The 12,314-nt window shown below is 76.4% G+C and carries 9 protein-coding genes; 5 read left to right on the top strand and 4 right to left on the bottom strand.

The window, feature by feature from the left end:
- Positions 1-165: 165 nt before the first annotated feature.
- The 3 genes from ACI8AA_RS20505 (at position 166) to ppk2 (ending at position 3,439) form a co-directional block, all read left to right on the top strand.
- Positions 166-1,506: an alkaline phosphatase gene (locus ACI8AA_RS20505; protein WP_457046218.1), complete on the top strand. Its 1,341-nt coding sequence runs from the start codon at positions 166-168 to the stop codon at positions 1,504-1,506.
- A 208-nt stretch (positions 1,507-1,714) separates the two neighbouring features.
- Positions 1,715-2,368 carry a hypothetical protein gene (locus ACI8AA_RS20500; RefSeq protein WP_457046217.1) on the top strand — a complete coding sequence of 218 codons (654 nt, stop codon included), beginning with the start codon at positions 1,715-1,717 and terminating at the stop codon, positions 2,366-2,368.
- A 21-nt stretch (positions 2,369-2,389) separates the two neighbouring features.
- Positions 2,390-3,439 (top strand): polyphosphate kinase 2, encoded by a 1,050-nt coding sequence (gene ppk2 / locus ACI8AA_RS20495; protein WP_457046216.1) that lies wholly within the window; start codon positions 2,390-2,392, stop codon positions 3,437-3,439.
- Positions 3,440-3,487: 48 nt separating this feature from the next.
- On the opposite strand, the gene ACI8AA_RS20490 is transcribed toward ppk2, so the two are convergent.
- The gene (locus ACI8AA_RS20490; protein ID WP_457046215.1) at positions 3,488-4,915 is read right to left on the bottom strand and encodes an amidase; all 1,428 of its coding nucleotides are present in this window, start codon (positions 4,913-4,915) and stop codon (positions 3,488-3,490) included.
- A 64-nt stretch (positions 4,916-4,979) separates the two neighbouring features.
- Here ACI8AA_RS20490 and ACI8AA_RS20485 point away from each other — a divergent pair, with 64 nt between their 5' ends.
- Positions 4,980-6,683, top strand: coding sequence for a DEAD/DEAH box helicase (locus tag ACI8AA_RS20485; RefSeq protein ID WP_457046214.1), 1,704 nt, complete (start codon positions 4,980-4,982; stop codon positions 6,681-6,683).
- Positions 6,684-6,692: 9 nt separating this feature from the next.
- On the opposite strand, the gene ACI8AA_RS20480 is transcribed toward ACI8AA_RS20485, so the two are convergent.
- From ACI8AA_RS20480 to yaaA, 3 genes are all read right to left on the bottom strand, one after another.
- A complete protein-coding gene (locus ACI8AA_RS20480) occupies positions 6,693-7,139 on the bottom strand; it encodes an iron chaperone (protein WP_457046213.1) in 447 nt (148 codons plus the stop codon).
- Between the two features lie 96 nt (positions 7,140-7,235).
- Positions 7,236-9,848, bottom strand: a complete 2,613-nt coding sequence (locus ACI8AA_RS20475; RefSeq protein WP_457046212.1) for a SpoIIE family protein phosphatase — start codon at positions 9,846-9,848, stop codon at positions 7,236-7,238.
- A 157-nt stretch (positions 9,849-10,005) separates the two neighbouring features.
- On the bottom strand, positions 10,006-10,755 hold the full coding sequence (yaaA, locus tag ACI8AA_RS20470; protein ID WP_457046211.1) for a peroxide stress protein YaaA: 750 nt from the start codon (positions 10,753-10,755) through the stop codon (positions 10,006-10,008).
- 219 nt (positions 10,756-10,974) lie between these two features.
- On the opposite strand from yaaA, the gene fdhA reads away from it, so the two are divergent.
- Complete coding sequence (gene fdhA / locus ACI8AA_RS20465) at positions 10,975-12,192, top strand: formaldehyde dehydrogenase, glutathione-independent (protein ID WP_457046210.1); 1,218 nt, start codon at positions 10,975-10,977, stop codon at positions 12,190-12,192.
- The last annotated feature ends 122 nt before the right edge of the window (positions 12,193-12,314 follow it).

Raw genomic sequence — 12,314 nt, 5'->3', positions numbered from 1 at the left:
CGGTGGCTGGGAGGGGTCGGTCCGTCACGGTCCGGCCGGACGGGCCGCGGCCCGGGACCCCGGTGGCGTGTCGCCCAGGCGAGTGACCCAGGTCACGTCCCACCGTGAGGGCGTCCCTGGGCGGTGTGACCTGTCGACCGGGGTCCCGGCGACGAGAGGACGACCATGACCGACCCGAGGACAGGACGGCGGCTGCGGACGGCCACCGTGGTGGCGGTGGCCGGCGGCACGCTCGCGCTGCTGCCGCTGACGGGCGCGTTCGCCGGTGGCGGTGGACCCGCGCACGGCGGCGGGCACGGCGGCGGCTCCGCGGACGGGCCCCCGCGCAGCGTCATCTTCGTCAACGGCGACGGGATGGCCGCCGCCCACCGCGAGGCCGCCCGGCTCGACCAGGAGGGCTTCGACGGGCAGCTGGCCATGGACGCGCTGCCGGTCGCCGGCCTGCAGACCACCGACGCGCGGGACCCGGAGGACACGGTCACCGACTCCGCGGCCTCGGCGTCGGCCTGGGCCACCGGGGTGAAGACCTACAACGGGGCGATCAGCGTCGACGTCGACGGCGCCCCCCTGCCGACCATCGGCCAGCAGGCCGAGGACGCGGGCCTGGCCGGCGGCATCGTGACCACCGCGCAGGTCACCGACGCCAGCCCCGCGGCGTTCTTCGCCAACAGCACCGACCGCGCCGCGCAGGACGACATCGCCCGCCAGTACCTGGAGCGCAGCCGGCCCGAGGTCATCCTCGGCGGCGGCGAGGACTGGTGGCTGCCCGCCGGCGACGAGGGCGCCTACCCGCCGCGCACCGGCGACACCGAGGACCCGGAGGTCTCCCGCAGCACCCAGGGCGACCTGGTCGCGCAGGCCGAGGCGCAGGGCTACGAGTACGTGAGCACCGCCGAGGAGTTCGCCGCGGCCGGCTCCGGCCTGCTGCTCGGGCTGTTCGCCAACGAGGAGGTGTTCCAGCAGCGCCCCGAGGGCGAGGGCGACGAGTTCGACCCGGTCGTCTCCCTGGCCGACATGACCACCAAGGCCCTCGACGTCCTCTCCCGGGACGAGGACGGCTTCTTCCTCCTCGTCGAGGAGGAGGCCGTCGACGAGATGGCGCACCACAACAACGGCACCCGGATGCTCGAGGCCATGCGCTCCCTCGACGCGGCCGTCGAGGTGGCCCGGGCCTACGTCGCCGAGCACCCCGACACGCTGCTGGTCGTCACCGGCGACCACGAGTGCGGCGGGCTGACCATCGAGGACGTCGACCCCGAGGACGAGAGCGGCCCCGGCGGCACCCTCGACCCGTCGATCGCGGGCGACACCGACTCCGGCGAGGACGGCCCGTTCGCCGTCGCCGGCACCGGGGGCGCCTACGACTTCGCCCTCGACTGGACGACGACCGCGCACACCGGCGCCCCGACCGTCGTCACCGCGGAGGGGCCGGGCAGCGAGGACCTGACGGGCTACTACCCGAACACCCACCTGTACGACGTCGTGTCGTCGGTGCTGTTCGGCTGACCGCGACCCCCGGGGCCCGGGGCCGGCGCACCGCCGGTCCCGGGCCCCGGCCGCGGAGGGGTTCCCCGGGCCGTCGCGGGATCTCCGCACCGGCGTCACCCGGCGGACACCCGGGGACCCGACCCTGGCGCGCGGACACCCGTCCCGTGACCTGGAGGACCCCGGGGACCACGGCACCCCGTCCCCCGCCCGCACCGCCATGACCCCGGTGCTCGCCCGCACCGCCGTCCGCGCCGCCACCGCGACCTGGGGCGGCGCACGCCGCCGGCAGCGGCTGCGCGTGTGCACCGCCGCCGACCTGCTCACGGCGCGGGGGCTGCGCGTGCGGGTGGTCAACCCGGCGGTCGCCTGGCCGCGCGGACCCCGGCTGGTCGTCGCCAACGCCGCCGGCTGGACCGACGTCCTCGCGCTGGCCACCGTCGTCCCCGGCACCCCGGTGGTCGACGCCGCGCTGGCCGGCACCCCGCTGGTGCGCGTGCTCGCCCGCCGCGGCGGGCTCCTGGTCGACGACGGCAGCGGTTCGGTCCGCGCCGAGGTCACCGCCCTGCTGCGCGCCGGGGGCACGGTCACCGCGCACCCCGGCGGCCCGGCGGAGGGGGAGGACCCCGGCCGGTTCCGCGCCCGCGCGCTCGCGCCCGCCGTCGACGCGCAGGCTCCCGTCTGCCCGGTCGCCGTCCGCGAGGTGGACGGCGGCGTCGTCGAGGTCCACCTGCTGCCCGCCCTCGCGCCCGGCCGTGACGCGCGGGCGCTGGCCGCGCTCGCCGAGTACGCCGTCGCGCACGTGCTCGAGTCCGGGGCGCCCGCCCCGTCGCGCCCCGGGCGTGCGCGGTCCAGGGTGGGGTACGGCCGGTCCCGGACGTGACCGACCCGGGAGGGGGACCCCGTGCAGCCCGACACCGCCGTCGACCGCGAGCCCGTGCAGGAGCCTGCGCAGGACCAGGCCGTGCAGGAGCAGGGAGGTGACCCTCCCGGCACCACCGAGGCGCCGAAGGAGGCCGAGGTCCTCGACCTGAGCCGCTGGCGGCTCAACGCCCTGCCCGACGAGGACAGCGACGAGGACTGGGACGACGACCGCGAGCTGTTCGGCCCCGACGGGCTGCGGGTCGAGACCTGGCGCGAGGGCTACCCCTACACCGAGCGCATGGAGCGCCGGGAGTACGAGATCGAGAAGCGCCGCCTGCAGATCGAGCTGCTGCACATGCAGAGCTGGGTGAAGGAGACCGGGCAGAAGCTGGTCATCGTCTTCGAGGGGCGGGACGCCGCGGGCAAGGGCGGCACGATCAAGCGGTTCACCGAGCACCTCAACCCCCGCGGGGCGCGGGTGGTGGCGCTGGACAAGCCCTCCGAGCGCGAGCAGACGCAGTGGTACTTCCAGCGCTACGTGCAGCACCTGCCCGCGGCCGGCGAGATCGTGATGTTCGACCGGTCCTGGTACAACCGCGCCGGCGTCGAGCGGGTGATGGGCTACTGCACCGACGAGCAGTACCGGCAGTTCCTGCAGGACGCGCCGGAGTTCGAGCGGATGCTCGTCGACAGCGGCGTCCTGCTGTTCAAGCTCTGGTTCTCGGTGTCGCGCGGGGAGCAGCGGAGCCGCTTCGTCGTGCGGCAGATCGACCCGGTGCGGCAGTGGAAGCTCTCGCCCACCGACCTCGCCAGCCTCGGCAAGTGGGACGCCTACACCGAGGCCAAGGAGGCGATGTTCCTCCACACCGACACGCAGCACGCGCCGTGGACGGTCATCAAGAGCAACGACAAGAAGCGCGCCCGGCTGGAGGCGATGCGGCACGTGCTGTGCCGGCTGGACTACGACGACAAGGACTGCGACGTCGTCGGCGACCCGGACCCGCTCATCGTCGGCTCGGCCGCCGACGTGCTGGAGGAGTCCTCCGACACCCCGGTCGCCCCGCCGCCACCCCGCGCGGGTCGTCGATGACCGAGTCTGCGGCTGTCTACCTCCTGCGCTAGACGGCCGCAGACGGCGTCAGAGCGCGGGCAGCCGGGGGGTGCCGAGCACCTGCTCCAGCGCGGCCGCCACCTCCAGCAGGCGCAGGTCGGCCCGCGGCGCGGCGACCACCTGCAGGCCCACCGGCAGGCCGTCGGTGGTGTACCCGCCGGGCAGCGACAGCGCCGGGCAACCGGTGGCCGACACCAGCGTGCAGGAGCGCATCCAGCCCAGGTAGTCCGCCTGCGGCACGCCCGCGACCTCGGTCGGGTACTCCTGCTCCACCGGGAACGGGAGCACCTGGGTGGTCGGCGCCAGCAGCACGTCGAAGCGGTCGAAGAAGCCGACCACCTCCTCGTGCAGCCGGGTGTGCCCGAGCTCGGCCCGGGCGACGTCGGCGCCGCTGAGCGCCGCCCCGCGCGCGGCGTTGCGCCGGATGGCCTCCTTCACCTGCTCCGGCGAGCGGCGCACCACCTCGCCGAAGGTGGCCTCGAACAGCCAGGCGCGCAGGGTGCCGAACACCTCGTCGGCCTCGCGCAGGTCGGGGCAGGCCTCCTCGACGACGGCGCCCTGCGCCTCGAGCAGCCGAGGCACCCCCGCCAGCGCGCCCGTGACCTCCGGCTCGACCGGCACGAGCCCGCCGAGGTCCGGCGTCCAGGCCACCCGCAGGCCGCGCAGCTCCGCCGGGTGCGGCGCGGCGAAGGAGGCGCCGTCCTCGGACAGCGCGATCGGCACCCGCGGGTCGGGCCCGGCGATCGCCGACAGCGTCAGCGCGACGTCGCCGACGGTGCGGCCCATCGGCCCCTGCACCGACAGCGTCGCCCAGCCCAGCCCGGCGGGCCAGGTCGGCACCCGCCCGGGCGTGGGCCGCAGCCCGACGACGCCGCAGAACGCCGCCGGGTTGCGCAGCGAGCCGCCCATGTCGCTGCCCTCGGCCACCGGCACCAGCCCGGCGGCGAGCGCGGCCGCCGCGCCGCCGCTGGACCCGCCGGCCGACAGCCCGTGCCGCCACGGGTTGTGCGTGGCGCCGAAGAGCGGGTTGAACGTGTGCGAGCCGGCCGCGAACTCCGGCACGTTGGTCTTGCCCACCCGGACCGCGCCGGCCCGGCGCAGCCGCTCGACGACGAGCTCGTCGCGCGCCGGGACGGTGTCCGCGTGCAGCGGCGAGCCCCAGGTGGTCCGCATGCCGCCGGTGGCGTGGGTGTCCTTGTGCGCCACCGGCAGGCCGTGCAGCGGGCCGACCTCCTCCCCGGCCGCCAGCGCGGCGTCGGCGGCGTCGGCCGCGGCCCGCGCGCCCTCGGCGTCCAGGGTGACGATCGCGTTGACCCGCGGGTCGACCCGCTCGATGCGGGCCAGGTGCACCTCCAGCAGCTCGCGCGCCGAGACCTCCCGGGCGCGCACGAGCGCGGCCAGCTCGGTGGCCGGGCGCAGGCAGAGGTCGTCGGCGACGGCGGGTGCGGGGGTCACCGGGGGAGGGTGCCATGCCGGGGTCCCGTGCCAGGGGTGGGCCGCCGTGCCGGACACTGGGCGGGTGGACGGCGAGGACACCCAGCAGCAGGCCGGCGAGACGGTTGCCCCCGACGGCGGGACCTTCGCCGACCTCGGCCTGCGGGCGGAGCTCCTGGCGGCGCTGTCGCGGCTCGGCTACGAGGAGCCCACCCCGATCCAGCGCGAGGCGGTGCCGCCGATGGTCGCCGGCCGCGACCTGCTCGGCCAGGCCGCCACCGGCACCGGCAAGACCGCCGCCTACGCCCTGCCGGTGCTGCAGCGGCTGCCCGACGACCGCCCCGGCGGAGACCCGCTGGCCCTGGTCCTCGTCCCCACCCGCGAGCTGGCCATCCAGGTGTCGGAGGCGCTGCACCGCTACGGCCGCGACCTCGGCGCCCGGGTGGTGCCGGTCTACGGCGGCCAGCCGATCCCGCGGCAGCTGCGGGCGCTGGAGGCCGGCGTCGACGTCGTCGTCGCCACCCCCGGCCGGGCGCTGGACCTGCTGCAGCGGGGCAGCCTGCACCTGGGCGGCGTGGCCACCGTGGTGCTCGACGAGGCCGACGAGATGCTCGACATGGGCTTCGCCGAGGACCTCGAGGCGCTGCTGGAGGAGGTGCCCGAGGAGCGGCAGACGGTGCTGTTCAGCGCCACCATGCCGCGCCGGCTGGACAGCATGGCCCGCCGCCACCTGCGCGACCCGCTGCGCATCCAGGTCGCCCGCGAGGTGCCGGTGGAGGGCGAGGCGCCGCGGGTGCGCCAGACGGCGTTCGTCGTCGCCCGCGCGGCCAAGCCCGCAGCGCTGGGCCGGGTCCTCGACGTCGAGAGCCCGACGGCGGCCATCGTCTTCTGCCGCACCCGCGACGAGGTCGACGACCTCACCGAGACGCTCAACGGCCGCGGCTACCGCGCCGAGGCACTGCACGGCGGGATGAGCCAGGAGCAGCGGGACCGGGTGATGGGCCGGCTGCGGTCGGGCACGGCGGAGCTGCTGGTGGCCACCGACGTCGCCGCCCGCGGGCTGGACGTCGAGCAACTCACCCACGTCGTCAACTACGACGTCCCGGCCGCGGCGGAGACCTACGTGCACCGCATCGGCCGGGTCGGCCGCGCCGGGCGCGAGGGCGTGGCGATCACGCTGGTCGAGCCGCGGGCGCACCGGATGCTCAAGACGATCGAGCGGGTCACCGGCGCGCCGATCCACGTGGAACGCGTGCCCACGGTCGCCGACCTGCGCGCCCGCCGGCTGGAGCTGACCCGCGCCGCGCTGCGGGAGAGCCTGCTCGGCGACGACCTCGAGCGGTTCCGCGCCGTCGTCGAGACGCTCACCGACGAGTTCGACGTCATGGAGGTGGCCCTGGCGGCGGTCAAGCTCGCCCACGAGGCCACCACCGGCCCGGACGACGACGAGGAGATCCCCGAGGTCGCCCTGCGCCCGGAGCGGCCGGCCCGGCGGGACGGCGACCGGGGCCAGGGCCGCCCGCCCCGGTCCCGCTCCGGCGGCGGGGACACCGAGCGGGTGTTCATCGGCGCCGGCCGCAGCGCCGGCGTCCGCCCGGGCGACCTGGTCGGCGCGATCGCGGGGGAGACCGGGCTGCGCGGCCGCGACGTCGGCGCGATCGAGATCGCCGAGCGGTTCAGCCTGGTCGAGGTGCCCGCCGGCGCCGCCGAGGAGGTCGTCACCGCGCTGCGGGCCAGCACGGTCAAGGGCCGCAAGGTGACCGTCCGCCGGGACAAGCAGCGGGACTGACCGCCCCGGTCAGGAGGTGGCGGTGCGCACCAGCGCGGTCACCCGTTCCTCCACCGCGGGGCTCCAGCCGGTCAGCGCGAACGACACCGGCCAGAGGTCGCCGTCGTCGAGCCGCGCGGGGTCGTTGAAGCCGAGGGTCGCGTAGCGGGAGCCGAACTTGCCGGCGTCCTGGAAGAAGACGACGACCTTGCCGTCCGCGTTCGCGTAGGCGGGCATGCCGTACCAGGTCTTCGGGGCCAGCCCAGGGGCGGTCGTGGTGACCACCACGTGCACCCGCTCGGCGAGCGCCCGGTCCTCCGGTGCCATCTCCGCGATCCGGTCCAGGACCGCCTGCAGGCCGTCGGCCCGCTTCGCGCCCTTCCGCCCCTCGGCGCGCAGCTCGGCGGCGCGCTCCTTCATCGCGGCGCGCTCCTCGGCGGTGAAGCCGGTGGTCGCCTCGACGTCGCTGCTGGTCATGGTCGCCCGCTCCCTCTCGCTGTCCGGTGCCCGTGCGGACGACGCTAGGGGCGGGCGGACCCCCGGGGCTTCTCGATTCCTGACCGGTCGGGCCGGTCAGCGCAGCGTCGGGCTCGCCGGGTCCTCGGGGACGACGTCGGGCACCCGGTTGGGCCCGGCGTCGGGCGGGCGCGGGCGGTCCTGCGGGTGCAGCCGCACCGCGACGAGCGCGACGTCGTCCTCCGGGCGGCCGTCCACCAGCCGGTACAGCACCTCGTCGAGCAGGTCGTCCAGCCGCCGCCCGGCGAGCTCCCGCAGCGCCTCGCGCAGCCGGGCCATGCCGGCGTCGAGGTCGGCGTCGCGGCGCTCGATGAGCCCGTCGGTGAACAGCAGCACGGTCGCGCCGCGGTCGAGGGTGACCACCGACTCCTCGCGGCGGGCGTCCGGGTCGACGCCGAGCAGCAGGTCGCCGCGCCAGGTCGCCAGCTCGGCCACGCTGCCGTCGGGGTTGATGACCAGCGGCGGCAGGTGCCCGGCGTTGGCCCAGCGCATCCGGGTGACGCCGCGCCGCCGCTCGTCGTCGGTCTGCTCGAAGCGGGCGACGGTCGCCGTGGCGAGGACCCGGGTCTGCAGCACGGCCATCGACGCGTCCAGGCCGCGCAGCACCTCGCCGGGGCCGGCGTCGCTGTAGGTGGCGATGCCGCGCAGCAGGGCCCGCAGCTGCCCCATCGCCGCCGCGGCCTCGGTGTCGTGGCCGACGACGTCGCCGATGACCAGCATCGTCGACCCGCCCGGCTGCAGGAACGCGTCGTACCAGTCCCCGCCGACCCGCGCGGCCTCGGCGGCCGGGAGGTAGCGGACGGCGATCTGCGCGTGGTCGGGCTCCGGCGGCTCGGTGAGCAGGCTCCGCTGCAGCCCCTCGGCGAGCGCCCGCTGCTGGCCGTAGAGGCGGGCGTTGTCCAGCGCCAGGCCGGCCCGGTCGGCGACGTCCTGGGCGGTGGCCAGGTCCTCCTCGCGCGGCGTCCAGCCCGACCGCCAGTACAGCGTCATCACGCCGAGCGTGCGGTCGCGGCCGCGCAGCGGGAGGGCGATCGCCGACTCGGGGGCCAGCGCGCCCAGCAGGTCCCGGGCCTCGCCCTCGGCCAGCAGGTCGCGCACGGCGTCGCCGCGCTCCATCACCGGCTCGCCGGTGAGCAGGGCCCGCATGAGCGGCGCGGTGGCCGGCATCGCGTCGAGCCGCACCGCGGCGTAGCGCTCCACCAGGGCGCGCGCCGAGGGGACGGCGTGCCAGTGCCCGACGTCGCGCGGGCGGCCGTCGGGGTCGACGACGGTGACGATGCACCAGTCGGCCAGCGCCGGGACCACCAGCCGCGCCAGGTGCCCGGTCGCCGTCTGCGGGTCCAGCGCGCCGGCGAGCTCCGCGCTGACCTGGGCCAGCAGGGCCAGCCGCTGGGCGGCGCGCTCGGCGCGGTCCTGCACGCGGCGGCGCTCGGTGACCTCGAGGAAGTAGACCGACAGCCCCTCGGGGCTGGGCCAGGCGCGCAGCTCGTACCAGCCGTTGAGCGGCGCCGGGTAGTGGGCGTCGAACTGCACCGGCGTCCCGGTGCGGACGGCGGCCCGGTAGTTCTCCTCGAACGCGCTGGCGACCGCGGCGGGGAACGCCGTCCACAGCTCCTGGCCGAGCAGCTCCTCGCGGCTGCGGCCCAGCAGTCGCTCGGCCTCGGCGTTGACGTGGGTGAACCGCCACTCGCGGTCGAGGGAGTAGAAGCCGGCCGGCATGGCCTCGAGCACCCGGGTGACCCGCAGGCCGGCGGCCCGCTCGGCGGTGGTGTCGTAGGCCGCGCCGAGCACGCGGGCCGCCGCGCCGCGCTCGTCGGCCAGGGTGCGGCCGCGGGCCTGCACCCAGCGGGTCTCCCCGTCCGGCCAGACCACGCGGTACTCGGCCTCGTAGTCGCCGCGGCTGTCGATGCTGGCCTGCAGCGCGTCGGTGACCCGCGGCAGGTCGTCGGGGTGGACCCGCGCGTTGAAGTCCTCGATGGTGCCGCCGAAATCCTCGGGCGCGTACCCGAACATCTCGACCAGCCGCGCGTCCCAGGTCAGCTCGCCGGTGTGCAGGTCCCAGTCGAACGTGCCGATCCCGGCGGCGTCGATGGCCAGACCCCAGCGCAGCCGGTCGCCCTCGTACTCGGTGCGCAGCGCGGCGAGCTCGAGCTCGGTGACGGCGGCCGCGGCGAGCTGGCGCAGGGTGGAGACGTCGGTGTCCGACCACGACCGCGGGGCCGGGGCGACGACGCACAGGACGCCGACCGTGTGGCCGGCGGAGTCGATCAGCGGGACGCCGAGGTAGGCGCCCACGGCGCCGGCGGCCACCTGCGGCAGCTCGGCCGCGCGGGGCTCGGCGTGGGCGTCGGGCACGACGAGGGGCGCGCGCTCGGCGGCGGCGACGGCGCAGGCGGTCGTCTCGAGCGGGCCCTCGCTGCCGACCGTGCCCGGCGGCAGCCCGGCGCCGCTGACGACCACCTGGACGTCGTCGAGCAGGGACAGCTGGGCGACCGGGGCGCCGACCAGCCGGGCGGCGAGCTCGGCGAGGCGGTCGAGGACGACGCTGGCGTCCCGCAGCCGCAGCCGGTGCGCGGCCTCGGCGCGGGGGCGGTCGGCCCTGAGCAGTTCGGCGGCGTCACGCGGGCCCGGGACCTGCGGCTCCCCGGGGAGCCCAGACGTGTCGTCCACCGAAACCCTTCACCCGGCTCGCGGCCGGCTCCTCGTACACCGGCGGTCCGGCCGGTTCTGGGTCCGGACGCCGCGTACATCGTAAGCGACGTGCATTGCGGCCAACAGGGATCACGGGAGGAAACCTCTGCCATCACGGGACGTGACGGCACGCCGCTCACGCCGCCGCGGGCAGGACCAGGGTCAGGGCGTCGGCACCGTCGTGTTCCACGTGCAACCCGGCCCGCCGCAGCAGCGTACGCACCCGCCCGGCGTCGTCCGGCTCGGCCGTCGTCGTGGCCAGCAGGCGGGCCACCCGGCCCTTGTGCGTCTTGTTGGCGTGGCTGACCACGGTCCGGCGGCCGTCGGCCCGCTCGCTCAGGACGTCGACGGTGATCGCGCCCGGGACGGGCGCCAGCGCCTGGTAGGCCCCGCTGCGCAGGTCGACGACGAGCTCGCCGGAGTCCGCGAGCACCGGGCCGAGGACCGGGCGCCACAGCGCGCGCAGGGTGGGCAGCCCCGGGAGCGCGGAGCCGGCCGACAGCCGGTAGGCCGGGATGGCGTCGGTGGCGCGGACCAGGCCGAACAGCGCCGAGCCGACGGCGAGCCGGCGGTCGGCCCGGGCCCGCTGCGCGCGCGTCAGGGTGCGGACGGCGAGGGCGTCGTACAGGACGCCCGTGTAGCGCTCGAGCGCCGGCGTGGTGGGGCTGGTGCACAGGGCGGCATTGCGTCCCAGCTCCGCGTCCTGGCCGGGGGTCAGGCCGAGCGCCGCGCGGGCGGCGGGCGGGTCGGCCGCCAGCCGGACCAGCGCCTCGACCAGTTGGGCTCGCAGCGGGGTGAGCTCCGGCGTGGAGAGGGCGGTGAGGTCGAGCGGGCCGCCGTCGCCGTCCGCGGACTTGGTCTCCGAGGGTGGGAGCAGTACGAGCACGACCGGCGACGGTACGTCGCAACGTGCCGCGCGTCGGGAAGGGGTCCGTGTCGCCGTCGAGACCGTCCTGTGACCCGGGCCACACTCGGACCCCGCCGGACCCCCAGGCAGGAGTCCCGTCCTGGCGCGGGGGCGGCACCAGGGCCGCGCCGGCCGGCGCGGCGAACGGAGACGGTGCCCGGCACAGCGCCGTGCCGGCTGCCGAGAGGAGGCACGTCCGTGGCGAACAAGGCGGTCATGTACATGGGTCCGGGCAAGGTCGAGGTCGCGGACCTGGACTACCCGGGGCTCGAACTCAAGGAGGGGCCCGGGGTCAACCCGGCCAACGTGGGCCGCAAGACCCCGCACGGGGTGATCCTGCGGACGGTCGCCACCAACATCTGCGGCAGCGACCAGCACATGGTCCGCGGCCGGACGACGGCGCCCGAGCGGCTCGTCCTCGGCCACGAGATCACCGGCGAGATCGTGGAGAAGGGCCCCGACGTCGAGTTCCTCGAGATCGGCGACATCGTCAGCGTCCCCTTCAACATCGCCTGCGGCCGCTGTCGCAACTGCAAGGAGGGCAAGACCGGCATCTGCCTGAACGTCAACCCCGACCGTCCCGGCTCGGCCTACGGCTACGTGGACATGGGCGGCTGGACCGGCGGGCAGGCCGAGTTCGTGATGGTCCCGTACGCGGACTGGAACTGCCTGAAGTTCCCGGACCGGGACCAGGCGCTGGCGAAGATCCGCGACCTGACGATGCTGTCGGACATCTTCCCGACCGGCTACCACGGCTGCGTGACCGCCGGCGTCGGCACCGGCTCGACGGTCTACATCGCGGGCGCCGGCCCGGTGGGGCTCGCGGCGGCCGCGTCCGCGCAGCTGCTCGGGGCCGCGGTCGTCATCGTCGGCGACCTCAACGAGGACCGGCTGGCCCAGGCCCGCAGCTTCGGCTGCGAGACCGTCGACGTGTCGAAGGGCGACCCGAAGGACCAGATCGACCAGATCCTCGGCACGCCCGAGGTCGACTGCGGCGTCGACGCCGTCGGCTTCGAGGCGCGCGGGCACGGCGCGGACGCCTCGCACGAGGCCCCGGCGACGGTCCTCAACTCGCTGATGGACATCACGCGGGCCGGCGGCGCGCTGGGCATCCCGGGCCTGTACGTGACCGGCGACCCGGGCGCGGTCGACGAGGCGGCCAAGACCGGCTCGCTGTCCATCCGGCTGGGCCTGGGCTGGGCGAAGTCGCACGCGTTCACCACCGGCCAGTGCCCGGTCATGCGCTACCACCGCGGGCTGATGATGGCGATCCTGCACGACAAGGTGCAGATCGCGAAGGCGGTCAACGCGACGGTCATCCCGCTCGAGGAGGCCCCGCGCGGCTACCAGGAGTTCGACCAGGGCGCGGCGAGGAAGTACGTGCTCGACCCGAACGGCCTGATCCCGGCGGCGTGACCCCGTCCCGGGGGGGGGGGGGGGGGGGGGGGGGGGGGGGGGGGGGGGGGGGGGGGGGGGGGGGGGGGGGGGGGGGGGGGGGGGGGGGGGGGGGGGGGGGGGGGGGGGGGGGGGGGGGGGGG

The sequence above is a fragment of the Geodermatophilus sp. SYSU D01180 genome, assembly GCF_054050415.1.
This window is presented reverse-complemented; position numbering and strand designations above follow the sequence as displayed.